Raw genomic sequence first — 25,673 nt, 5'->3', positions numbered from 1 at the left:
AAAAGGGGTAATATTAGGTGGTAAAAGTTAAACGGTTCTGTTTCAAATGCATGCCGCTTGATTATACTTCAAGAAAGGAAAGAGGTGAATTTCATTGGAGAAAACCGCGACCTTTAGCATTGCGGGGTTGACGTTTGATTGGAGTGTGGTAATTTCAACATTAGTTTCAATGACAATAGTTTTTCTATTAGCGTTTTGGACCTCTCGAAAGTTGGTGATGAAGCCGGCTGGAAAGAGTAAACAGAATATGCTAGAGTGGGTCATTGATTTTACCAACAATATTGTTGATGGATCACTACCAAATAAGACTGGTAACAGTTTGAAGTTTTTCATATTTTCCATGTTTTTGTTCATCTTCGTTGGAAATCAATTAGGTGTCGCCTTTACGGTTGATGTTGGTGGTAATACATTCCTGAACTCCCCAACAGCTAACCCATTAGTGACAATGACATTAGCATTAATTGCTATTACCATTGCCCACTTTTTAGGTGTTGAAAAGCAAGGTTTCAAGAATTACTTCAAGTCAGTATATCTGTCACCGTTTAGTGTCTTGTTCCCCTTAAATCTTATTGAGCAGTTTACAAGTTTCTTAACATTGGGACTACGTCTGTTCGGTAATATCTTTGCTGGTGAAATGGTTTTGTCTCTATTGTGGCAATTAGCTCAGTCTGCCGGTGCAATTTCATTTGTACCAGCATTCTTGCTCACAATTATATGGCAAGGATTTTCATTATTTATTGGGGCAATTCAAGCGTTTGTCTTCGTCACTTTGACAACTGTCTATGTTTCAGAAAAGACAGAGTAACTACAGTAACTGTTTAAATTAATCGGAGGATTGTAAAAATGGATGTTGCAACCATTGGTGTTGGAGTTGCCGCAGCTGGTGCCGCTATTGGTGCTGGTATTGGTAATGGTATTGTTATTTCAAGTATGATCGCTGGTACGGCGCGTCAACCTGAATTAGAAGGTAAGTTACGTACGAACATGTTCATCGGAGTTGGTTTGGTTGAGGCCGTTCCAATCATCGCTATCGCTATTGCCTTCATGTTGTTAGCACGATAATCGAAACGCGGAGGCCAACTAATTATGTTTAATCAAATTGTTCTAGCGGGTGCTAGCGAAGGGTTGGCTTTGGGTAACATGTTGTTTGTGCTAGTGGCATTCCTAGTATTGATGCTTCTTTTGAAGAAGTATGCTTGGGGTCCGGTAGTAAAAATGATGGAAAAGCGTGCGGAGAAGGTTGCCCACGATTTGGATACTGCTGAAGAAGCGCGTCAGCAAGCCGAAGAAATGGCTGCTAAGCGTTCTGAACAGTTGCAATCAGCACGTACTGAAGCCAACAGCATCGTTTCTGATGCTAAGACAGCAGCAGGAAAGCAACGTGACCAAATCGTTGCTGATGCTCAGGCAGATGCCCAAGCTACAAAGGAACAAGCAAGTGCACAAATTGCACAAGAACGTTCTGAAGCAATGGCTGACGTTAAGAGTGAAGTTGCTGAACTTTCAGTAACCATCGCACAAAAGATTATCCAGAAAGAACTAAAATTAGATGATCAAAAAGCGCTTATTGACGCTTATATTGAAGGGTTAGGTAACAAGTAATGGCATTAGATAAAGCAACGATTGCTAAGCGATATGCCGTTGCTTTGTTCGAATTAACCCATGATCAAGGTACTGATGCTGACACGCTAGCTGAATTGACAGCTATTCGTGATATATTAGTACAAAATCCAGAATTTACGAAAGCATTGCTATCTTTGCGAATTGATGAAGCTGCTAAGCGTAATATGTTAGCAACTTTATCTGAAGGAACGAGTCAAGTAGTCGCTAATCTGATTCAGATGACATATGACTACCGTCGTATCCAAAACTTACCAGCGATTATTACTAAGTATGAAGAACTTGTTAATAAAGCTGCTGGTGTTGTGAACGCAGAGGTGCAAACAGCGGTGCCATTGAGTGATGAGCAAGTTTCACGCTTGAAAGAGCAACTTGTTCAACGTTATCAGGCTAACGAAGTGCGTTTGACGCAAATCGTTGATGAGGACTTACTTGGTGGGGTTATTGTTAAAGCCAATGACCAAATTTTGGATGGATCATTAGCAACTAAGTTAGCTGCTATTCGTCAGAGTATCATCCGCTAGTAATCGAAATTCTAGTTGAAATTGATGTTGTGTGTGATGAATAGACACACTATAAAGAAAGAGGAACTGCTGAAATGAGCATCAAAGCTGAAGAAATCAGTTCACTCATCAAAAAGCAATTAGCCAATTATCAAGACGACTTAACAGTAAAAGAAACTGGAACTGTTACCTACATTGGTGATGGTATCGCTCGCGCAACTGGGTTGGAAAACGCCCTTGCCGGTGAGCTTGTCGAATTTGAGAACGGCGTTTATGGTATGACGCAGAACTTGGAATCAAATGATGTTGGTATCATTATTCTTGGTAGCTATGACAGCATTCGTGAAGGCGATACTGTTAAGCGCACTGGTCGTATCATGGAAGTGCCTGTTGGTGAGCAACTGATTGGTCGTGTTGTTAACGCTTTGGGACAACCTGTCGATGGTATGGGCCCAGTTGAAACAGACAAAACACGTCCTGTTGAAGTTAAAGCTCCAGGTGTTATGGAGCGTAAATCTGTGTTTGAACCACTACAAACTGGTCTAAAGGCTGTGGATTCTTTGGTACCAATTGGACGTGGTCAACGTGAGTTAATTATCGGTGATCGTAAGACTGGTAAGACATCAGTTGCTATTGACACAATCTTGAACCAAAAAGATCAAGATATGATTGTTGTTTATGTTGCTATTGGACAAAAAGCATCAACTGTTCGTACACAAGTTGAAACTTTGCGTCGTATGGGTGCCATGGACTACACAATTGTTGTTACCGCTAGTCCTTCAGAACCAGCCCCAATGCTTTACCTAGCGCCTTATGCTGGTGCTGCAATGGGTGAGGAATTTATGTATAACGGCAAGCATGTGCTGATCATTTATGATGACTTGTCAAAGCAAGCAACGGCATATCGTGAGCTGTCATTAATTCTTCGTCGTCCACCTGGACGTGAAGCCTACCCTGGTGATGTCTTCTACTTGCATTCACGTTTGTTAGAGCGTGCTGCCAAGTTGTCAGACGAACTTGGTGGTGGGTCAATGACGGCTTTGCCAATTATTGAGACACAAGCTGGTGATGTTTCTGCATACATCCCAACTAACGTTATTTCAATCACAGACGGTCAAATTTTCTTGGATTCTGATCAGTTCTACGCTGGTGTTCGTCCTGCTATTGATGCCGGAACTTCTGTTTCTCGTGTTGGTGGTGACGCACAAATTAAAGCCATGAAGAAAGTTGCTGGTACGTTACGTTTGGACTTGGCTTCATACAAGGAGCTTGAGTCATTCGCCCAATTCGGTTCAGATTTGGATGAAGCAACGCAAGTTAAGCTAGCACGTGGTCGTCGTACCGTTGAGCTATTAAAGCAACCATTACACCAACCACTTCCTGTTGAAGAGCAAGTGCTATCACTATATGCTTTGACACATGGATTTATGGATGATGTTGCGGTTGATGACATTCTACGTTTTGAGTCAGAATTAATTTCTGCCGTTCACGCATCACACAATGATTTGTTCGAGACAATCGTCGAGACAAAGAATTTGCCTGATACTGATGCAATGGATGCAGCAATTAAGGAATTCAAAGCAACATTTGCTAGCTCAGCAGAATAGTAAAGGAGGGGCGATAAATGGCAGCTTCTTTACAAGATATTCAACGCCGAATTGCCTCAACAAAAAAGACGCGTCAAATCACGAGTGCCATGCAAATGGTCTCAACTTCTAAATTAAGCCAAATTCAACGTCATGGTGGTTCATATACGGTTTATGCCGATGCCCTTCATGACGTTGTAGCACACCTAGCAACTGCACATATTAATAATGTGTCAGGAACGTTGCTTGAACAACGGCATGTATCAAAGGTAGGATTCTTAGTCCTATCATCTGATCGTGGGTTAGTTGGTGGCTATAATTCAACACTATTAAAAGAATTAATGGCTAGAATTACGGAACGCCAATTGACACCTGATCAAGTTGTTATTTTAGCAGTTGGTGGTAATGGTGCTGACTTCTTTAAGAAGCGTGGCTTTGATGTTGCATACGAATATCGTGGCGTATCTGATGTACCGACCTTTACAGAGGTGCGGGAGATCGTTAAGACAGTCACGACAATGTATGATAACGAAGTCTTTGATGAATTAATTGTGGGTTATCAGCATTTTGTCAGTCGTATTTCTAACGAAGTACATCTCGAAAAGATGCTTCCAGTTTCAACAGAGGATTTGGAAGAATCTAAGGATGACAGTAAGTATACGGCCGACTATGAGATGGAGCCGTCAGCTGAACAAATTTTGGGTGTTGTGTTACCACAATATGCTGAGAGTTTAGTATATGGTGCCATCATTGATGCGAAAACTGCTGAACATGCGGCATCTGCAAATGCGATGTCTTCAGCAACTGATAATGCCAAGGAAATTATTGATTCACTTGGTCTTCAGTTCAACCGTGCGCGTCAGAGTGCAATTACGACTGAAATTACAGAAATTACTGGTGGAATGGCCGCTTTGGATTAAAGCATCTTGCATCAGATTTATACGAATGAAGGAAGGAAACGACAATGAATACCGGACAAGTTGTTCAAGTCATTGGTCCCGTTGTTGACATTGCCTTTCCATCAGACTCAAAGATTCCAGATATTAACAATGCTTTGATTATCGATAAAGGTGATGATCAAACATTGACGGTTGAAGTTTCTTTGTCATTGGGTGATGGTGTCGTACGTACGATTGCCATGGACTCAACTGATGGATTGCGCCGTGGAATGACGGCAACAGACACTGAAAAGTCAATCAGTGTCCCTGTTGGTGAGGCAACGTTGGGACGTGTGTTTAATGTGCTAGGAGAGCCAGTTGATGGTGGAGAAGCACTAGGAGACGACGTACAACGTGACCCAATTCACCGTGATGCACCTGCATACGATGAGTTGTCAACATCAACAGAAATTCTAGAAACTGGTATCAAAGTTATTGATCTATTAGCACCATATGTTCGTGGTGGAAAAATTGGTCTGTTCGGTGGTGCCGGTGTTGGTAAGACGGTGTTGATTCAAGAATTGATTCACAACATCGCACAAGGTCACAATGGTATTTCTGTCTTTACTGGTGTGGGTGAGCGTACCCGTGAAGGTAATGACATGTACTATGAAATGCAAGGATCTGGTGTTTTGAAGCAAACTGCCATGGTCTACGGTCAAATGAATGAGCCACCTGGTGCACGTATGCGTGTTGCCTTAACTGGTTTGACAATTGCTGAGCATTTCCGTGATGTTAATGGTCAAGATGTGCTATTATTCATCGATAACATTTATCGTTTCACGCAAGCTGGATCAGAAGTTTCTGCCTTGCTTGGACGAATCCCATCAGCCGTTGGGTACCAACCAACATTAGCTACTGAAATGGGTCAATTGCAAGAGCGAATCACTTCAACAAAGAAGGGCTCAGTTACATCAATCCAAGCCGTTTACGTGCCTGCCGATGATTATACTGATCCTGCTCCTGCAACGACGTTCGCCCACTTGGACGCAACGACCAACTTGGAACGTTCATTGACGCAACAAGGAATCTACCCAGCTGTGGATCCGTTGGCTTCAACGTCAACAGCCTTAGCACCAGAAATTGTTGGTCAAGAGCATTATGATGTTGCAACTGAAGTACAACACACACTTCAACGTTACCGTGAGTTACAAGATATCATTTCTATCCTAGGAATGGATGAATTGTCAGACGAAGAGAAGACGATTGTTAACCGTGCTCGTCGTATCCAATTCTTCTTGTCTCAACCATTCTCTGTTGCTGAGACATTTACGGGATTGCCTGGACAATACGTACCATTGACTGAAACTGTACGCAGTTTCAAGGAAATTTTGGATGGTAAGTATGACCAATATCCTGAAGATGCCTTCCGTAACGTTGGTGCCGTTGAAATGGTAGCCGAAAAAGCTGCTCAAATGGCTAACTAAACAAAGGGGGCGGCGCCATGAGTGAACACACCCTACATGTTAAGGTGGTAACGCCAGATGGTGTGGTGTTTGGACATGAAACTGCATCATTGGTTGTGCTTGACACAACTAATGGTGATGAGGGAATCATGGCAAACCATGCACCAATTATTGCATCGTTGCACATTGGCGAGGTGAAGATTGTTGATGAAGAGGAAGGATTTGAAGAAATCATTGCGGTTAGTGGTGGTTTTGCAGAGTTCTCTGAAAATCAATTAACAATTGTGTCTGACAGTGCAGAGCGTGCAAAGGACATTGATGTTGAGCGTGCTGAACAGGCTAAGGAACGTGCTGAGAAGCATATAGCTGCAAGCGATACAGATGATGTTGCACGTGCACAAGCTGCCTTAATGCGTGCGGTTAATCGTATTCATGTGGTTACTGGTAAAAAGTAATTCATGAAACGAATAAACGTTTATTAACAAAATTAAAGTCATCAAGCTACTGGCTTCAAGTTGGTAGTTTGATGACTTTTTTGTGTCAATGTAGAGTTTATAAAACTAGACGTGTTAGTCGGCGTAAAATTTGATAAAATAGACATAATATTGATTAAGGAAAGTAGGACAACAGGATGATCGTACTATCGGGAACTATTGGTGCTGGAAAGACCAGCTTAACAACGATGCTCGCAGAACATTTAGGAAGTGAAGCCTTATACGAATCCGTGGATGATAATCCTATTCTGCCATTGTTTTATGAGGACCCAAAGCGTTACGGATTTTTGTTGCAAAATTATTTTTTAAATAAGCGTTTGGATAATATCAAGGATGCACAAGGTAGTCAATTAAATGTGATTGATCGATCTATCTTTGAGGATTTATTATTATTTAAATTAAATGCAGACTTAGATAGAGCAACGCAAACTGAAGTGCAGATTTATGGTGATTTATTAAACAACATCATGGAACAAGTAGATTTTTCTGATGATGCTATTGTCAAGACACCGGATCTACTGATTTATATTCATGTTAGTTTCGAAACGATGTTGGAACGTATTAAAAAGCGTGGTCGTGATTTTGAACAGATTGCAAATGATCCATCACTATACAACTACTATAAGAGTTTGAATGAACGCTATGTTGCTTGGTTTGATTCTTATGACCGGTCACCAAAGTTGAGTATTGATGGTGATCAGTATGACTTCGTTGCTGATGAATCAGCAGCGAAAGAAGTATTAGCATTGATTGATCATAAGATTACGGAGCTAGGTTTAAAGGGTAACTAGGAGAATAATTATTATGTTAGATATGAAATTAATTCGTCATGAAACGGAACAAGTAAAAGAACGATTAGCGACACGTGGTGTTGCACCTGAAGAAGTTGATGCCTTGGTAGCAGATGATGCCAAGCGTCGTGAATTATTGGTTCAAACTGAAGAGCTTAAGGCACATCGTAATACGGTGTCAGACCAAATCGGTCTTAAGAAGCGTCAAAAAGAGGATGCTAGTGAAGTGATAGCTGAAATGCAAAAGGTTTCAGCGACGATTAAGGAGCTAGACGAGCAAGTAACGGCATTAGATAAGCAAATTCAAGACCGGGCACTCCATTTTCCAAACTTGCCTAACAAGACAATTCCTGTTGGACCAGATGAAGATTCAAATCGTGAAGAGCGTCAATGGGGTGAAATTCCTACCTTTGACTTTACGCCTAAAGCTCATTTTGAAATCGGTGAAGAATTAGGTATTCTAGATTTTGAACGTGGTGCCAAAGTGTCTGGTGCCCGCTTTGTTTATTACGTTGGTCAAGGTGCTCGCTTGGAACGAGCTGTTTATAATTTCATGCTTGATGAACATCAAAAAGAAGGTTACAAGGAAATGATCACACCTTATCTTGTTAAAGACGAGGCGATGTACGGAACTGGTCAGTATCCAAAATTCATGGATGATGCTTATCGGGTTGGTACAAATGATGAAATGACATTGATTCCAACAGCTGAAGTACCATTAACAAATTATTTCCGTGAAGAAGTGATTGATGCTGACAAATTGCCATATAGTGTGACTGCGCTATCACCTGCATTCCGTCAAGAAGCTGGTTCAGCAGGACGTGATACGCGTGGATTGATTCGTATGCACCAATTTAATAAAGTTGAGATGGTTAAGTTTACTAAGCCAGAAGATTCATACCAAGCATTAGAGGATATGACGGTTAATGCTGAAAATTTGCTTAAAAAGCTAAACTTACCTTATCATGTCATCACGCTATCAACAGGTGATATGGGATTCTCAGCAGCCAAAACTTATGATGTGGAAGTTTGGATGCCACAGCAAAATATTTACCGTGAGATTTCTTCAGTATCAAATACTGAAGCCTTCCAAGCCCGTCGTGCGCGAATTCAATATCGTGATGAAAACGGTAAGTTACAATTTGTGCACACGTTGAATGGTTCAGGCTTGGCAGTTGGTCGTACTGTTGCTGCAATTTTGGAAAATTACCAAAACCAAGATGGCACAGTGACAATTCCAGAAGTTTTGCGTCCATACTTTGGTGCAGATAAGATCGTGCCAGAAGATTCCTTATAATTAATACAATTTTAGCAAGCAGAGGTTGGGACATTTTCTTTTGTCCTGGCCTTTTTTGTTGGAAAAACAAAAAAACAGTTGCAGAAAGTGGTAAAACCTAGTAATATATATCGAGTGGTAAGTTGTTGTTAGGCATAACACAATTATCATCGGGTATAAAAATCTAAATAAGTATTGACACTTATTGATTGATTAGGTATACTATAAAAGTTGTCTCGAGTGTTAAACTCGTTTGACGTCTGTTGCGGATGTGGCGGAACTGGCAGACGCGCTGGATTTAGGTTCCAGTGCCCCTAGGGCGTGCAGGTTCGATTCCTGTCATCCGTATATCGATTATCGATACAGAAGCCGACTTAGCTCAGCTGGCAGAGCGCTTCACTAGTAATGAAGAGGTCGCTGGTTCGAATCCAGTAGTCGGCATCCCATGCGAATATAGTTCAGCTGGTAGAACGCTACCTTGCCATGGTAGAGGTCGCGGGTTCGAATCCCGTTGTTCGCTTTCTTCCAAATGGGAAGTTTTAAATGAACATGCACCTATAGCGCAACTGGATAGAGTGTCTGACTACGAATCAGAAGGTTGAAGGTTCGAATCCTTCTAGGTGCATCAATTAAAAACCATCAAGAGAAATCTTGGTGGTTTTTGTGTCAATTGATGTTTTTTAAAAAGATGTGATTGTTTAGTGGCATTGTCTTGCAATGCGCCTTATAATTATGTCAATATTGGTCAAGGGGGTGAAGGACATGGCTGATTCAAATATGTCCGATAATATTGAGGCATACTTGAAACAAATTTTACAGCAGGCGAATGAAATTGAAATTCGTCGGGCTGAAATTGCCCGCCGCTTCAATGTTGTCCCATCACAAATCAACTATGTAATCAAAACACGATTTGGTGCAGAGAATGGTTATTTGGTAGAATCAAAGCGTGGTGGTGGTGGCTATATTCGTATTGTAAAAATGGCACTACGAACAGAACCTGATCTCATTGAAGAAATGAGACAGAGTCTCCCTGAAATTGTTAGCTTTAGAACAGCAACAGCAGTAATATCTAGCCTATACCGAGAACAGATTTTAACACGGCGTGAAGGCGAGCTTCTATTAACAATGTTATCAAAAGAAGCGTTAGCAGTTGGCGATGCAACTATTCAAGGTCGTATTCGGGCTAGGTTATTACAGCAATTATTGAACCGTTTACGGTTTGAAAGTGAGCGTGATTAATATGGATAATCAATATACACCGAGTGCAAAGAACGTGCTAGTCGTTGCACAAGAACAAGCAAAATATTTTAAACATCAAGCAGTGGGTACTGAGCACTTACTACTTGCATTAGCGATTGAAAAAGAAGGTATTGCCAGCAAGGTGATGCAACAATTTAATGTGGTCGATGACGATATTAAAAGTCAAATTGAACAATTTACTGGCTATGGTACGTTATCTCGCGCAGAAAAAGAATCTTATTTGCCTTATTCACCAAAAGCAGCCGAAATTCTGCGCTTGGCAAATGAGAGTGCAACTAAATTGCATCAAGAGCGAACGGGTACTGAACATTTCTTGCTAGCCCTACTATCAGATGAAACTATCTTCTCATCACGTATTCTGATTAATTTAGGTGTGAATCCCCAAGAAATGCGTCGCGCAATTTTGCGTAAATTAGGCGTTAGTGAGGCACCGAAGCGTCGTGATCCGCGACGTAAACGTGGTGCTCAAGGCCAATCATCTGAAGGAACACCAACTTTAGATGCGCTAGCACGTGATTTAACGCAATTAGCACGCGATAAAAAAATGGATCCAGTTGTGGGACGTGAAACTGAGGTTAAGCGTGTCATTCAAATCTTGTCGCGTCGTACAAAAAATAATCCAGTTTTAATTGGTGAACCAGGTGTTGGAAAGACAGCGATTGCTGAAGGCTTGGCACAAAAAATCGTTGCTGGTGATGTACCGTCAGACATGACTCAAAAACGGTTGATGATGTTAGATATGGGATCATTAGTTGCAGGAACGAAGTATCGTGGTGAATTTGAGGATCGTCTAAAAAAGGTGATTGATGAAATTCAACACGATGGTCAAGTTATCTTGTTTATTGATGAGTTACACACTTTGATTGGTGCTGGTGGTGCAGAAGGTGCCATTGATGCCTCAAATATTTTGAAACCTGCTTTAGCACGTGGTGAATTGCAAACTATCGGGGCAACGACTCTCGATGAATATCAAAAGTACATCGAAGCTGATGCTGCACTTGAGCGTCGTTTTGCACAGGTTACGGTCAATGAGCCAACGCAAGCAGATGCCATTGCTATTCTAAAAGGGTTGAAAGACCGCTATGAGCAACATCATCAAGTGGCAATTCCAGATGAGACAATTGTTGAAGCGGTTAAACTTTCAGTACGATATGTCACAGATCGTTTCTTACCAGATAAGGCAATCGATATTATGGATGAGGCAGCAGCTAAAGTCCGTATCGACCGAACGGGTCATGAAACCCCACTCGCAAAGCAACAGGAAAAATTGGCTGCATTGCGACAGGAAAAAGATGCAGCGATTGAGCGGTTGGACTTTGAATTAGCTGCTGAATTGCGCAAAAAAGAAATGAGTCAAAAACGCCGTATTGACAAGCAGCTAGATGCGCAAGCCAAGAATGATGGTGATAGTGAAAGTCAATATGATCTTGTCTTATCATTGCATGATATTGCCGAGGTGGTTTCTGAGCAAACGGGTGTTCCTGTGACGCAGATGGAAAAATCAGAAAAAGATCGCCTAATGAACTTAGAGAAGGTATTGCATAATCGAGTTGTCGGCCAAAATGAAGCTGTTTCAGCAATTGCGCGTTCGATTCGTCGGGCACGTTCAGGATTGAAAGATCCAAAACGCCCAATTGGAACATTCTTGTTCTTAGGGCCAACTGGAACTGGTAAAACTGAATTAGCGAAGGCTTTAGCTGAAGCAATGTTTGGTTCAGAAGATAACATGATTCGCGTCGATATGTCAGAATATCGTGAAGCTTATTCAGCCAGTCGATTGGTTGGATCAGCACCTGGATATGTTGGTTATGAAGAAGGCGGTCAGTTAACTGAAAAAGTTCGTCGTCAACCATATTCAGTGGTCTTGCTTGATGAAGCTGAAAAAGCACATCCAGATATCTATAATTTAATGTTACAGGTCTTTGATGATGGCTTTTTGACAGATTCTAAGGGACGTAAAGTTGACTTTAGAAATACGATTATTATCATGACGTCAAATCTTGGTGCAACACGCCTTCGTGATGAAAAATCAGTTGGGTTCGGTGCCGTTGATAAGATGTCTGATTACAACGCGATGCGTGATACAATTATGCAAACGGTGAAAGAAACTTTCCGGCCAGAGTTTATTAATCGTCTGGATGAAGTTGTTGTCTTCCACTCATTAAATAAGGAAGAACTTCACCAAATCGTTAAGTTGATGTCAAAGTCAGTTTTGCAGCGTATCGGTGAGCAAGGATTTAAGGTAAAAATTACGTCAGCAGCAATTGATGTGATTGCCAAAGCTGGTTTCGATCCAGAATATGGTGCACGTCCAATTAGACGAGCATTGCAGTCAAAGATTGAAGATGCATTATCTGAAGAATTGTTGACTGGAAAAGTCACTGTTAACGATCAAGTCACGATTGGTGCCAAGGGTGGTGAAATTAATATCACCGTTAAGCAACCAAAAAATAATGTCGAAACAGTAACTGAATAAAAAAATTAAAAAGTAAGCGTTGACAAGAATTGTTTTTCTTGATAAAGCTTACTTTTTCTTGTATACTTATCATTAGTTTAATTGTGTATAAGACAACGGCTGACAGGAAATATTGTCCCTGAAAGCCTGCATAATAACGACAAGAGCGTTTTCAGGTATGGGGATGCTGTTGTCTTTTTTGCACTTAAAAACCGGTAAAAAACAGAAAATGTAAACAAACTGTAATATAACTGGGTGCACAGTTGGCCAATTCAAAGCGAGGTGGAAAACTTGGTAGGAACGCTTGTAAAGTATGGTAAACACCGTGTTCGTCGTAGTTACGCACGAATCAAGGAAGTCCTTGATTTGCCTAACTTGATCGAAATTCAAACGGACTCATACAACTGGTTCTTGGATGAAGGATTACGTGAAATGTTCATGGACATTTTACCAATCGAGGACTTCCAAGGTAAGTTGTCTCTAGAATTTGTGGACTATAAGCTCATGGAGCCAAAGTACACAGTAGAAGAAGCACGTAACCATGATGCTAATTATTCAGCACCATTGCACGTTACGTTGCGCTTAACAAATCAAGAAACTGGCGAAATTAAGTCACAAGATGTTTTCTTTGGTGATTTCCCATTAATGACACCATCAGGTACCTTTATTATTAATGGTGCTGAGCGTGTTATTGTTTCACAATTAGTACGTTCTCCTGGTGTGTACTACAATGAAGAATTAGACAAGAACGGACGCCCAAATTACGGTACAACATTCATTCCAAGTCGTGGTGCTTGGTTGGAATTTGAGACAGATGCTAAGGGTCTTAGCTATGTTCGTATTGACCGTACGCGTAAGTTGCCAATCACAGAGTTGGTACGTGCATTGGGTTATGGTTCAGACTCAGAAATCCTACAAATGTTAGGTGATCAATATGATTCTATCTCATTAACTTTGGACAAAGATGTGCACAAAGACATCGAAGATTCACGAGTTGAAGAGGCCTTGAAAGACATCTACGAACGTTTACGTCCGGGAGAGCCTAAGACAGCTGATTCAGCACGTGCCTTGTTAACTGCACGTTTCTTTGACCCAAAGCGTTATGATTTAGCACCAGTTGGTCGTTACAAGATCAATAAGAAGTTGTCATTGAAGTCACGCTTGATGGGCTTGACTTTGGGTGAAACTTTGGCTGACCCAGATACTGGTGAAATTATTGCCGAAAAGGGTACATTGATTGACAAGAAGGTTATGTCAGCATTGTCACCTTACTTGGATCGTGAAGATTTCAAGCGGACAACGTTCACACCTTCTGACGATGCGGTTGTTACGGAACCAATGGTTTTGCAAACAATTTTGGTTGAGAATCCAGAGGATCCAGAAAAGACATTACCAATCATTGGTAACGGTCAATTTGATCCAGCTATTCGTACAGTTAAGCCAGCCGATATCATCGCTGGTATGAACTACTTCTTGAATTTGCCATTAGGCGTTGGTACGACTGATGATATTGACCACTTGGGTAATCGTCGTATTCGTCGTGTTGGTGAATTGCTACAAAACACATTCCGTATTGGTTTGAGCCGTATGGAACGTGTGGTTCGTGAACGTATGTCAATTCAAGACCCAGACACTGTTACACCACAACAATTGATTAATATTCGTCCAGTTGTTGCTGCTGTTAAAGAGTTCTTCGGTTCATCACAATTGTCACAATTCATGGATCAAACAAATCCATTGGGTGAATTAACGAATAAGCGTCGTTTGTCAGCCTTGGGACCTGGTGGTTTGACTCGTGACCGTGCCGGATATGAAGTTCGAGACGTTCACTATACACACTATGGTCGTATGGACCCAATTGAAACACCCGAAGGTCCTAACATTGGATTGATCAACTCATTAGCTACGTATGGACGTGTTAATAAGTACGGTTTCATTGAGACACCATATCGTCGTGTTGATTGGACAACTCACAAGGTTACTGACCGAATTGACTACTTAACAGCCGATGAAGAAGATAATTTCGTGGTTGCCCAAGGAAATTCTGTCCTAAATGAAGATGGTTCATTTGCTACTGATACTGTTTTGGCTCGTAAGAGTGATGAAAACGTTGAAGTGCCAATTGATCAAGTCGATTACATGGATGTTTCTCCTAAGCAAATCGTAGCGGTCGCTACTGCTGCCATTCCTTTCTTGGAAAATGACGACTCAAACCGTGCCTTGATGGGTGCCAACATGCAACGTCAAGCAGTTCCTTTGATTGATCCACATGCACCATTGATTGGTACTGGTATTGAATATAAGGCTGCTCACGATGCTGGTGTTGCGATTATTTCACAATATCCTGGTGTTGTTGAGTACGTTGACGGTCGCGAAATCCGCGTTCGCCGTGAAGATGGTTCATTAGATAAGTATGCTTTGATGAAGTTCCGTCGTTCAAATGCTGGTAAGAACTATAACCAACGTCCAATTGTTAAGGTTGGTGACAAGGTTGATGCTGATGAAGTATTGGCCGATGGTCCATCAATGGAACAAGGTGAATTGGCATTGGGTCAAAACCCATTGATTGCCTTCATGACTTGGCAAGGATATAACTTCGAGGACGCTATCATTATTAATGAGCGTTTGATTCGTGATGATGTTTATACATCAATCCACATTGAGGAATACGAGTCAGAAGCGCGTGATACAAAGCTTGGCCCTGAAGAATTTACACGTGAAATTCCAAACACTGGTGAAGATCAGTTGAAGAACTTGGATGAGCGCGGAATTATTCGCATCGGTGCTGAAGTTGAAGACGGTGATATTTTGGTTGGTAAGGTAACGCCTAAGGGTGTGACTGAACTATCAGCTGAGGAGCGTTTGCTACATGCTATCTTTGGTGAGAAGGCTCGTGAAGTACGTGATACTTCATTGAAGGTTCCTCACGGTGGTGGTGGAGTTGTCCAAGATGTTCGTATCTTCACTCGTGAAAATGGGGATGAATTGTCACCAGGTGTTAACATGATGGTTCGTGTCTACATTGCCCAACGTCGTAAGATTCAAGTTGGTGATAAGATGGCCGGGCGTCATGGTAACAAGGGAACGGTATCAGTTATTGTACCTTCTGAAGATATGCCATTTATGCCAGATGGTACGCCAATTGATATTATGTTGTCACCAATGGGTGTGCCTTCACGTATGAATATTGGTCAAGTACTTGAGTTGCACTTAGGTATGGCTGCCCGTGAACTAGGTATTCACGTTGCATCACCTGTCTTTGATGGGGCTCGTGACACGGATATTTGGGATGCCATTCAAGAAGCTGGTTTGCCAGCCGATGGAAAGTCAATTCTTTATGATGGTCGTACTGGTGAGGCATTCGATAAGCGTGTATCTGTTGGTATCATGCATTATATGAAACTAGCTCACATGGTTGACGATAAGATTCACGCCCGTTCAATCGGACCTTACTCATTGGTTACGCAACAACCGCTTGGTGGTAAAGCACAATTCGGTGGTCAACGTTTCGGTGAAATGGAAGTTTGGGCCCTTGAAGCTTATGGTGCTGCGCACACGTTGCAAGAAATTTTGACATACAAGTCTGATGACGTTGTCGGACGTGTTAAGACTTATGAAGCCATTGTCAAGGGTGAGCAAATTCCTAAGCCAGGTGTACCTGAATCATTCCGCGTGCTAGTTAAGGAATTGCAAGCACTTGGGTTGGACATGAAGGTCTTAGATGCTGATGAACGCGAAATTGAACTGCGTGATATGGATGAAGATGATTCAGTCCTTAATATCGCTTCAGCAGATAAGAAAACTGACAAATTAGCACAAGAATTTAATGCTGAAGGTGCTGGTAACACAGCAAATTCAGATAGTGTTGCAAACACTAATGATAGTGCTAATTAATTCATTAATTAAATAAAGTGTTAGCCGACCTAGCTTTTGCTAGGTTTGTGCTTAGTGTTAAGGTCCTTCATGACAATAATACTAAGCACAAATTTAGCGGAGCTTTGGGTCGGAATTGTATAAAGAACCTATGAAAGGGGTCGAACCATTGATCGATGTCAATAAGTTTGAAAGCATGCAAATCGGTCTGGCCAGTCCAGATAAGATTCGCAGCTGGTCTTATGGTGAAGTAAAAAAGCCTGAGACAATCAACTACCGAACACTTAAACCCGAAAAAGATGGTCTTTTTGATGAGCGTATCTTTGGACCTACAAAAGATTACGAATGTGCCTGTGGTAAATATAAGCGAATCCGTTATAAGGGAATCGTCTGTGACCGCTGTGGTGTTGAAGTAACGTCAGCTAAGGTTCGTCGTGAGCGCATGGGTCACATTGAGTTGGCTGCGCCAGTATCACATATTTGGTACTTTAAGGGTATCCCATCACGTATGGGATTAGTTTTGGATATGTCACCACGTTCACTTGAAGAAATTATCTACTTTGCTTCATACGTAGTTACTAAGGGTGGTGATACACCATTAACCGAAAAGCAATTACTATCAGAACGTGAGTATCGTGAATTAAAGGCTGAATATGGTAATGCTTTTGAAGCCGGTATGGGTGCAGAAGCTGTTCAGACCTTGTTAGCTAATGTTGACTTGGAAGAAGAAGTTACCGAATTAAAGGCTGAATTACGTGAGGCAACTGGACAAAAGCGTGTTCGTGCTGTTCGTCGTTTGGACATCATTGAGGCGTTTGTAAAGTCTGGTAATAAGCCAGAGTGGATGGTCATGGATGTTATTCCAATTATTCCACCTGACTTGCGTCCAATGGTTCAACTTGAAGGTGGTCGTTTTGCCACTTCAGATTTGAACGATTTGTATCGTCGTGTAATTAACCGTAATAACCGTTTGAAGCGTTTGTTAGAGTTAAATGCTCCTGGTATCATCGTGCAAAACGAAAAGCGTATGTTGCAAGAAGCAGCTGATGCCTTGGTTGATAATGGTCGTCGTGGTCGTCCAGTTACAGGTCCAGGTAACCGTCCATTGAAGTCATTGTCACACATGCTTAAAGGTAAGCAAGGACGTTTCCGTCAAAACTTGCTTGGTAAGCGTGTTGATTACTCTGGACGTTCAGTTATCGATGTTGGTCCTTTCTTGAAGATGAATCAAATGGGACTACCTCGCCAAATGGCTATGGAGCTATTCCGTCCATTTATCATGAAGGAATTGGTCAAGCGTGACTTGGCTGGTAATATTCGTGCCGCAAAGCGTAAGATCGATCGTCGTGATGATGATGTTATGGACGTTTTGGAAGACGTTATCAAAGAGCACCCAGTGCTTTTGAATCGTGCACCAACGTTGCACCGTTTGGGTATCCAAGCATTCGAACCAGTGCTAGTTTCTGGTAAGGCGATGCGTTTGCACCCATTGGTAACCGAAGCTTACAACGCCGATTTCGACGGTGACCAAATGGCTATCCACGTGCCTCTATCAGATGAAGCACAAGCCGAAGCACGTTTGCTTATGTTGGCTGCCGGACACATCTTGGCACCTAAGGATGGAAAGCCTATCGTTGCGCCATCACAAGACATGGTTATCGGTAACTACTACCTAACGACTGAAGAAGCTGGTCGTGAAGGTGAAGGCATGATCTTTAAGGATGTTAATGAGGTTCGTACTGCTTACCAAAACAAGTATGTACACTTGCATACACGTATTGGTATTCAGACAAGTTCATTACCAGCTGCCAAGCCATTTACTGCTGAGCAGCGTTCACGTATTATGTTGACTTCTGTTGGAAAGTTATTCTTTAACGATATCTTGCCAGAAGACTTCCCATTCTTGAACGAGCCCACAGAAGCTAACTTGCATGAAATTGATAATCGTTTCTTCTTGGAGCCAGGTGAGGATATCAAAGCACATTATGCTGAGACACCAATCTTGCCACCATTTAAGAAGGGCTACTTGTCAGATATCATTGCTGAAGTCTACAAGATTTACAAAGTTACCGAAACATCATTGTTGTTGGACCGCATGAAGGACTTGGGTTACGATGAGTCGACGAAGTCTGGTTTGACTGTTGGAGTTTCTGACGTTACCGATTTGAAGGAAAAGCCAGAAATTATCGCAGATGCCCACAAGCAGGTTGCAACGGTAACAAAGCAATTCCGTCGTGGATTGATTACTGATTCAGAACGATATGAGCGTGTTATTGCTATTTGGAATAAGGCTAAGGATGATATCACTGAAAAGCTGATTGAGCACTTCGAACCAGATAACAACATCTTCATGATGTCAGATTCTGGAGCCCGTGGTAATATTTCTAACTTTACGCAACTAGCTGGTATGCGTGGATTGATGGCTGCACCTAATGGTCGCATCATGGAGCTACCTATTATCGCTAACTTCCGTGAGGGACTATCTGTTTTGGAGATGTTCTTCTCTACTCACGGTGCTCGTAAGGGAATGACTGATACGGCCTTGAAGACTGCCGATTCAGGATATATGACACGTCGTTTGGTTGATGTTGCGCAAGATGTTATTATTCGTGAACTAGATTGTCATAGTGATCGTGGCTTAGATGTTACAGCAATTATGAATGGTAACGAAGTTATCGAACCACTATATGAGCGTATTCTAGGTCGTTATGCGCAAAAGTCTGTCTTTGATCCAGAGACTGGTGAGACGTTGGTTAACCATAACGAGATGATTACTGAAGATATTGCTAAGCGCATTATTGAAGCGGGTATCACAACTGTAACTATTCGTTCAGCATTTACTTGCAACACTGAACACGGAGTTTGTGTGCGTTGCTATGGTCGTAACATGGCTACTGGTGATGTTGTTGAAGTTGGTGAAGCTGTTGGTACTGTTGCCGCACAATCAATCGGTGAGCCAGGTACACAATTGACGATGCGTACTTTCCACACTGGTGGTGTTGCTGGAAACGATATCACACAAGGACTTCCTCGTGTGCAAGAAATCTTTGAAGCACGTAACCCTAAGGGTCGTGCGATGATTACTGAAGTAACTGGTGAAGTGACTTCAATCGAGGAAAACCCTGCTGATCGTACCAAGGAAGTAACTATTCAAGGTGAGACAGATACACGTACTTATACATTGCCAATGACTGCACGTATGCGTGTTGGTGAGGGCGATCGTATTCACCGTGGTGAGACGTTGAATGAAGGTTCAGCTGATCCTAAGGAAATTATTCAAGTTCGTGATACACTTGCAACGGAAAATTATATTGTGCATGAAGTTCAAAAGGTTTACCGTATGCAAGGTGTTGAGATTTCTGATAAGCACATTGAGGTTATGGCACGTCAAATGCTACGTAAAGTTCGTGTCATGGATCCAGGTGAAACAGATCTTTTGCCAGGTACTTTGATGGACATCGCCCAATTCCGTGATGCTAACGAAGATACATTGCTAAAGGGTGGATTACCTGCAACTGGTCGTCCTGTTTTGCTTGGTATTACCAAAGCATCATTGGAGACCAACTCATTCTTGTCTGCCGCATCATTCCAAGAGACAACACGTGTCTTGACTGACGCTGCTATTCGCGGTAAGAATGATCCACTTGTTGGTTTGAAAGAAAATGTTATTATTGGTAAGTTGATTCCAGCTGGTACTGGAATGAAGCAATATCAAGAAATTGAAGATAAAGTTGTTGCTGAACCAATCGTCAATGAGGATGATACACCAACATCAATTGCTGATATTGAAAATGCCATGCATTTAGCAAAATAAAAAAACAAAGAGCGCACTGAGTGAGTTTATCTCACCAAGTTCTTTAGTTGATTAAAGGTCTCGTAGACGACATTCGGTTGTTGTCTACGAGACTTTTTTGTTAATATAAGAGTGTAGTCAATAATAAAATAAATAAATAGTAACAACCGTCGGTAATTGACAGGAGGTTCAAATGGAAGATTTTCGTTTTCAAAATAGCACAGATATTCGCTTTGGTAAGCATCATATTGATGAAGAATTACATGATGCCGTTGCACAATTTGGTCAAAATGTCTTACTAACTTATGGTGGTGGCTCAATTAAAAAGTCAGGTCTTTATGATCGTGTGATGAAGGCTTTGGCGGGATTACATGTTGTTGAATTATCAGGCATTGCACCAAATCCTAAAATTGACTCGATTCGTGAAGGACAAAAGTTAGCCAAGGATCATGATATTGATGTTGTGCTATCAGTTGGTGGTGGTTCAGTTCTTGATGCATCAAAGGTAATTGCATCAGCTAAGTTTTATGATGGCGATGCATGGGACCTAGTTGCGGATCGTGGATCGCAGTCTCGTGCGAATATTGATCAACTTCCCGTTGTAGATATCTTAACTTTGTCAGCGACGGGATCAGAAATGAATGCCGGATCAGTCATTTCAAATCCAGAATTAAACGTTAAGTTGGGGACTTATGGACCAAAGACACCTGCCGTTTCATTCTTAGACCCACAATTAACTTATTCAGTGTCGAAATGGCAAACTGCAGCTGGTTCATTTGATATTTTCTCACATTTGACAGAGCAATATTTTGATCGTTCAACAGCAAATGATGTGACCGCAGGAATTATTGAAGGGATGATGCGATCAGTTATCAAATGGGCACCGATTGCCATTAAGGAACCGGATAATTATGATGCACGGGCTAACTTGATGTGGGGTGCTACAATGGCGCTGAATGGCATTGCTCGTTCAGGAAATGCTAATGGCTGGACAGTCCATCCAATTGAACACGAGTTATCAGCTTATTATGATATTACTCATGGGGTTGGCTTAGGAATCTTAACACCACGGTGGATGAAGCGGGCACTTTCAGCTGAAACTGAGGGAAAGTTTGTGCGATTTGGTCGTGAAGTCTGGCACTTGACAGGCGACAATGATCATGAGATTGCCGAAAAGGCGATTCAAGCCACCTATGATTGGATAAAGTCACTTGATATTCCAATGACTCTTGGTGGCGTTGACATTAATACGGATGAAAAATTTGTTGAAATGGCGCAAGAAGCCGTTCGCATCGGTCATTTGGATCAAGGTGGCGGTTACGTAAACTTGACGGTAGATGACATTGTTGCTTTGTATCAAGCATCATCAACAGTTGAAGGCTTTGAATAAAAATTACAAGCATATTGAGTAGTTTGTAAGAGATTGGGACAGGAAAAGGTTCCAATCTTTTTTTGCTAAAAATGTATTCATTATAAGTATGAAAGCTTTATAGCATAAACGCGTTCCAAAAGTCTGAAGCCTCAATGTAACGAAATTTACGCCATTCCTGTCCTTCGCGTTGCTACGGAAAAAAATTGCGTAAATCACGTTACACACCGGCTTCAAAACAACTTTTGTCTCGCTCTCTTTCTTTTTGTCCATATACTATCAGTTTCGATTTGTGATATGCTATCAATTGAAAACAAATGGAAAGATTGTAATTTAAAATGAAGAAAATAGACAAAGGGATTGCTTTTATTACGCAAAATTTATCGATGTTTCGATGTTTAGTAGATAATGAGCCCTATGACCATGTGAGTGGGCATAGTTTAGTATGTCCACAAGGGCACCAACTGGATTTGAATAAAAAAGGATCAATCAATTTTTTAAATAAAGCAGTCAATACAGAATACGATGATAGTATGTTAGCGTCACGGCGAAAAGTGCTAACAGCAGGACTTTTTGATGGTATTGTACAAGCAGTGAATGCAGAGTTACCAACGACAGCACAACGTATTTTAGATGTTGGAACGGGTGAAGGGACACCATTGCAACGTTTGTTAGCCTTGCGTAATCAAAGTGATACGGCAATTGGTTTTGATATTTCAAAAGCTGGGGTAAATTTAGCAACGCAATTAGATACTGATGCCTTTTTTGCAGTCGCGGATTTAGCAAACTTACCTTTTACAAATGAAAGTTTTGATAGTATTGTTGAATTCTTTTCACCAAGCGCTTATGAAGAATTCAAAAGAGTGCTAAAGCCAGGTGGGACTTTGGTAAAGGTTGTGCCTGCCTCTGGTTATTTGCACCAGTTACGTGAGATGTTATATCCAATGGATTCTCCCAAGCATACCTATCAAAATGATAAAGTTGTGCAACGTTTTATGGAAAACTATCCGACAGCAACACAACATGAAATTTCATATGATTGGGTAATTCCGGCAGACTTATATGTTGATTTATTACATATGACGCCATTACATTGGGGTGCACGACCAGAAACACAGGCAATGGCAGAAGCAACGCCCTTAACTAAGGTCACTGTGAACGTTGTTATTATGACAGTTCAAAACTAATTGTGTATAATGTGGATAAAATAACAGCTTTTCCACAAATAATTGTGGAAAAAACGATGAAAGTTCGGTAAAATGGACATACTAGGGTGAGAGCCCATCAACGATATTTAATGAATGGAGTCTTGCGCGTATGTTTCCAGATCGCTTACGTGAATTACGCAAAGGTCGTAATATCACATTGGAAAATCTTGCTGAAGAAATGAATAAACATCTTGAGCCAGGTCAGAAGCCCAATACAGCTGCTCAAATTGGAAACTGGGAGCGAGGAGACCGTTCACCATCTTACATTGAAGTACGCAAATTAGCTGACTTTTTTAATGTATCAATGGACTTTTTAGTTGGGCGCGCAATGTCTGAGAAGACTGATTTATCACTATTATTCTTGTCAGGTAAGGAAATTGATTTTAATGGAAAACCGTTGACAGATCAACAGCGGTTTGATATCTTCCAATATGTCAATTCATACTTAAATCCAGTATCTTATACTGCTGAGGATGATGAACGTAGTAATCACCAAGAAAGTTTATTTTAAAAGGATCCCATATGAACCAAGAAGAACTTATTCGTTTTGGTACCGGCAGACAGCTCGCTGAGATTGATTATCTTAGTGAGCTGTTGTCGTATCAATCATTATTTAAAGAAATTCATTCAGTTTCGGCACTCATTCATCAAGTTCAGCAAGTAATCCAAGCGATTAATTCAGGATATTTGCCAGACCAATTACCACAATTAGCAGTAACAGATGTAATGATTGCAGACGTGCAACAAAATGTTTTAAATAAATTTCCAAATCAGCCAAATAAAGGTAATGTCTTATGGGGACAAATGGTCGAATCATTAGAAAACATTGATTTTTTAGTGCGCCATCTGAGAGATGCACTCATTGAGTATTTTAGTATGTATGGCTTTGTCTCGACACCATTTGTTCAGGATTTATCTTACTATACTGCTGGGTATCCAGTATTGGAATTAATGGCTGGTCATGGGTATCTTTCTGCGGGCTTACGTGCCTGTCAACCAAAACAAACAATCATTGCAACGGATAATAAATCATGGCGTCATCAACCTGAAGTTACTCTGTGTCAGCCGGTAACCAAAGTAAAAAAGATGAGTGCGTTATCAGCGTTAGCGAATTATGGTGATAGTGTTGCTGTTATTTTGATGAGCTGGGCACCAGATACTTCAGAAGATGATTGGGAAGTCCTTCAAGCTATTCGAACACAATATCGTAATAAAAAGTTTCTTGTTATTGGTGAAGAAAACGGTGCGACGAATTCTAAAGCCTTTTGGTCAGAGGCTAAATTAAAGCCATTATTGAATACTCATCATCAATCGTTTGATTTGATTAATGAGCAAGTTTTTGAGGTAGAGTAAATAAAGGATGTAAATCATGGTGAAAGAGACGAAGCAACAGACAATTACCCTAATCATTTCAACCATTGTACTTGGATTAGTGGTTGGATTTAGTTCATTGTTGCTTGGTGAACTATTAGATGTTGTGGAGCGATTATTTTTACATTTTGAAGAAAATGCAAAAATACCTGTACCAACACAAGCAACGGCCGTTAATCGCTTGGTTTCAGTAACCGTTGGTGGTGTTATTGTGGCACTAATTTGGTATTTTTTAAAACGATATTCACAACCAACAGTTAGTATTAATGGGGCATTGAAGGGCAAAAAAATGCCATTTTGGTCGACTGCTATTCATGTCATGACGCAAATAGTTTATGTTGGAACAGGTGGATCAGTTGGCCGTGAGCTAGCCCCGCGAGAAGCTGGTGCATTGTTGGCGCAACAGTGGCAAATATTGATGATTCGTTTTGGTTTGGCCAAGTTATCAACAGATGATCAACGATTATTAATTGCTGCTGCTGCTGGTGCTGGATTTGCGGGGATTTACATTGCACCAATCACGGGGATGCTATTTGCAGTAGAAATTTTATTAAAAAAGGTTGATATGAAAACCATTTCGGTTAGCCTGGGGATGTCAGTAATTGCGATGTTAGTTGGTTCAATTTCGAAGGGCTTTGTACCATACTACTTAATCGCGCAAAAGAGTTTTGCCTTGGATATGTTGCCATTTGTTTTGGTTATTGGAGTCCTAATGGGTGTGTTGGGGGCCTGGTTCCGACGTGGCTTTCAGTGGGCTGGTAAATATAGTGCAATGCACTCACAAATTTTGTGGCAATTACCAACAGCAGCGTTGATAACCGGTCTAGTTGCCATGTTTATGCCACAAATTATGGGGAATGGTCGTGGATTAGCTGAATTTGCTTTTGTAAATACGGACTATCATTTAGCAATCTTCTTACTTATTGGCGCATTGCTAAAAGCAGCTGTTACAATTATGACAATTAAAGGAGGTGCGGCCGGTGGTACGTTGACACCATCGATTGCCATTGGTGGTGCATTAGGTGTCTTGCTTGGCTTTGGATATGTATTGATTGTACCAGGAGCTTCCCTTGTCCAAGCTGGTGTTATTGGGGCTGTGGGCTTTTTAGCAGCATCTCAACAAGCACCATTGATGGCATTGTTTATGTTATTTGAGGTGTGTCACTTAGACTATTCAGCACTGTTACCACTAGGACTAACTGTGGTTTTAGCTAGTGCATCATCTAAATTGATACTAAAATAATTTATATAAAAAAGCGACCACATATCGGTCGCTTTTTTGGTATAGATATTTTTTGGTTAATCATCTTTTTCAGGCAAAATTAGCCACAGAACTAGATAAATAATCAAACCAGGCAATGGTGTGATGGTTAAGAGAATCCAGATAAAACGAAGTAAGGTGACATTCCATCCAAAGCGTTCAGCTATTCCGCCAAGGACACCAGCAATGATGCGATGATTTTTTGAACGATATAAATTCATTTGTAGTTCCCCCTAGTTAGTTTGTCTTTATTATACAGGTAAGTGAAAGAAATAGGTTGCATGTACTCTTATATAATAATATTGATGCTTTAAAATATAAATTCTATGCGCTTGACTAGCATTACATCAGAAATATGCGATAAAAACCTGATACTTATTGGTCTACTTTATTAACGAAACGTGCTATTTTTAAACAAAAGATGGATGTTTCACCTGACATCGTGAGAATGATGATTAATAGCCAGAGG

20 protein-coding genes and 4 tRNA genes are annotated in these 25,673 nt (G+C 41.1%); 23 read left to right on the top strand and 1 reads right to left on the bottom strand.

Annotated elements, in window-relative coordinates:
- Window positions 1–94 precede the first annotated feature (94 nt).
- From atpB to HMPREF0877_RS04270, 23 genes are all read left to right on the top strand, one after another.
- Entirely contained in the window at window positions 95–805 is a 711-nt protein-coding gene (gene atpB / locus HMPREF0877_RS04380) for a F0F1 ATP synthase subunit A (protein ID WP_002828034.1), read from the top strand.
- A 38-nt stretch (window positions 806–843) separates the two neighbouring features.
- Window positions 844–1,062: a F0F1 ATP synthase subunit C gene (gene atpE / locus HMPREF0877_RS04375; RefSeq protein WP_002828033.1), complete on the top strand. Its 219-nt coding sequence runs from the start codon at window positions 844–846 to the stop codon at window positions 1,060–1,062.
- Window positions 1,063–1,086: 24 nt separating this feature from the next.
- Window positions 1,087–1,602: a F0F1 ATP synthase subunit B gene (gene atpF, locus HMPREF0877_RS04370; protein WP_002828032.1), complete on the top strand. Its 516-nt coding sequence runs from the start codon at window positions 1,087–1,089 to the stop codon at window positions 1,600–1,602.
- Window positions 1,602–2,144 carry an ATP synthase F1 subunit delta gene (gene atpH / locus HMPREF0877_RS04365; RefSeq protein ID WP_002828031.1) on the top strand — a complete coding sequence of 181 codons (543 nt, stop codon included), beginning with the start codon at window positions 1,602–1,604 and terminating at the stop codon, window positions 2,142–2,144. Before atpF ends, atpH begins: the two co-directional genes overlap by 1 nt.
- A 74-nt stretch (window positions 2,145–2,218) precedes the next feature.
- Entirely contained in the window at window positions 2,219–3,730 is a 1,512-nt protein-coding gene (gene atpA / locus HMPREF0877_RS04360; protein WP_002828030.1) for a F0F1 ATP synthase subunit alpha, read from the top strand.
- Window positions 3,731–3,747: 17 nt separating this feature from the next.
- On the top strand, window positions 3,748–4,629 hold the full coding sequence (locus HMPREF0877_RS04355; RefSeq protein WP_002828029.1) for a F0F1 ATP synthase subunit gamma: 882 nt from the start codon (window positions 3,748–3,750) through the stop codon (window positions 4,627–4,629).
- Between the two features lie 44 nt (window positions 4,630–4,673).
- Window positions 4,674–6,074, top strand: a complete 1,401-nt coding sequence (atpD, locus tag HMPREF0877_RS04350) for a F0F1 ATP synthase subunit beta (RefSeq protein WP_002828028.1) — start codon at window positions 4,674–4,676, stop codon at window positions 6,072–6,074.
- Window positions 6,075–6,091: 17 nt separating this feature from the next.
- Complete coding sequence (locus tag HMPREF0877_RS04345; RefSeq protein WP_002828027.1) at window positions 6,092–6,508, top strand: F0F1 ATP synthase subunit epsilon; 417 nt, start codon at window positions 6,092–6,094, stop codon at window positions 6,506–6,508.
- 176 nt (window positions 6,509–6,684) lie between these two features.
- Window positions 6,685–7,338 carry a deoxynucleoside kinase gene (locus tag HMPREF0877_RS04340; protein WP_002828026.1) on the top strand — a complete coding sequence of 218 codons (654 nt, stop codon included), beginning with the start codon at window positions 6,685–6,687 and terminating at the stop codon, window positions 7,336–7,338.
- A 13-nt stretch (window positions 7,339–7,351) separates the two neighbouring features.
- Entirely contained in the window at window positions 7,352–8,635 is a 1,284-nt protein-coding gene (gene serS / locus HMPREF0877_RS04335) for a serine--tRNA ligase (protein WP_002828025.1), read from the top strand.
- Window positions 8,636–8,879: 244 nt separating this feature from the next.
- Window positions 8,880–8,962 (top strand) — tRNA-Leu (locus HMPREF0877_RS04330).
- 20 nt (window positions 8,963–8,982) lie between these two features.
- A tRNA-Thr gene (locus HMPREF0877_RS04325) sits at window positions 8,983–9,055 on the top strand.
- A gap of 6 nt (window positions 9,056–9,061) precedes the next feature.
- Window positions 9,062–9,134: transfer RNA gene (locus HMPREF0877_RS04320), tRNA-Gly, on the top strand.
- Window positions 9,135–9,165: 31 nt separating this feature from the next.
- Window positions 9,166–9,239: transfer RNA gene (locus tag HMPREF0877_RS04315), tRNA-Arg, on the top strand.
- 137 nt (window positions 9,240–9,376) lie between these two features.
- Window positions 9,377–9,853: a CtsR family transcriptional regulator gene (locus HMPREF0877_RS04310; RefSeq protein ID WP_040760554.1), complete on the top strand. Its 477-nt coding sequence runs from the start codon at window positions 9,377–9,379 to the stop codon at window positions 9,851–9,853.
- A 1-nt stretch (window position 9,854) separates the two neighbouring features.
- Complete coding sequence (locus HMPREF0877_RS04305; protein ID WP_040760552.1) at window positions 9,855–12,350, top strand: ATP-dependent Clp protease ATP-binding subunit; 2,496 nt, start codon at window positions 9,855–9,857, stop codon at window positions 12,348–12,350.
- A gap of 270 nt (window positions 12,351–12,620) precedes the next feature.
- On the top strand, window positions 12,621–16,223 hold the full coding sequence (rpoB, locus tag HMPREF0877_RS04300) for a DNA-directed RNA polymerase subunit beta (RefSeq protein ID WP_040760550.1): 3,603 nt from the start codon (window positions 12,621–12,623) through the stop codon (window positions 16,221–16,223).
- Window positions 16,224–16,371: 148 nt separating this feature from the next.
- Window positions 16,372–20,016 carry a DNA-directed RNA polymerase subunit beta' gene (gene rpoC, locus HMPREF0877_RS04295; protein ID WP_040760748.1) on the top strand — a complete coding sequence of 1,215 codons (3,645 nt, stop codon included), beginning with the start codon at window positions 16,372–16,374 and terminating at the stop codon, window positions 20,014–20,016.
- A 172-nt stretch (window positions 20,017–20,188) separates the two neighbouring features.
- Window positions 20,189–21,385 carry an iron-containing alcohol dehydrogenase gene (locus HMPREF0877_RS04290; RefSeq protein ID WP_002828020.1) on the top strand — a complete coding sequence of 399 codons (1,197 nt, stop codon included), beginning with the start codon at window positions 20,189–20,191 and terminating at the stop codon, window positions 21,383–21,385.
- A gap of 317 nt (window positions 21,386–21,702) precedes the next feature.
- Window positions 21,703–22,551 carry a methyltransferase domain-containing protein gene (locus HMPREF0877_RS04285; protein ID WP_002828019.1) on the top strand — a complete coding sequence of 283 codons (849 nt, stop codon included), beginning with the start codon at window positions 21,703–21,705 and terminating at the stop codon, window positions 22,549–22,551.
- Window positions 22,552–22,681: 130 nt separating this feature from the next.
- The gene (locus tag HMPREF0877_RS04280; RefSeq protein ID WP_002828018.1) at window positions 22,682–23,083 is read left to right on the top strand and encodes a helix-turn-helix domain-containing protein; all 402 of its coding nucleotides are present in this window, start codon (window positions 22,682–22,684) and stop codon (window positions 23,081–23,083) included.
- 11 nt (window positions 23,084–23,094) lie between these two features.
- Window positions 23,095–23,925, top strand: coding sequence for a hypothetical protein (locus HMPREF0877_RS04275; RefSeq protein WP_002828017.1), 831 nt, complete (start codon window positions 23,095–23,097; stop codon window positions 23,923–23,925).
- 16 nt (window positions 23,926–23,941) lie between these two features.
- A complete protein-coding gene (locus HMPREF0877_RS04270; protein ID WP_002828016.1) occupies window positions 23,942–25,186 on the top strand; it encodes a chloride channel protein in 1,245 nt (414 codons plus the stop codon).
- A gap of 56 nt (window positions 25,187–25,242) precedes the next feature.
- On the opposite strand, the gene HMPREF0877_RS04265 is transcribed toward HMPREF0877_RS04270, so the two are convergent.
- Window positions 25,243–25,425, bottom strand: a complete 183-nt coding sequence (locus tag HMPREF0877_RS04265; RefSeq protein WP_002828015.1) for a PspC domain-containing protein — start codon at window positions 25,423–25,425, stop codon at window positions 25,243–25,245.
- Between the last annotated feature and the right edge of the window lie 248 nt (window positions 25,426–25,673).

The sequence above is a fragment of the Weissella paramesenteroides ATCC 33313 genome, assembly GCF_000160575.1.
In the GTDB taxonomy this organism is placed as follows: domain Bacteria; phylum Bacillota; class Bacilli; order Lactobacillales; family Lactobacillaceae; genus Weissella; species Weissella paramesenteroides.
This window is presented reverse-complemented; position numbering and strand designations above follow the sequence as displayed.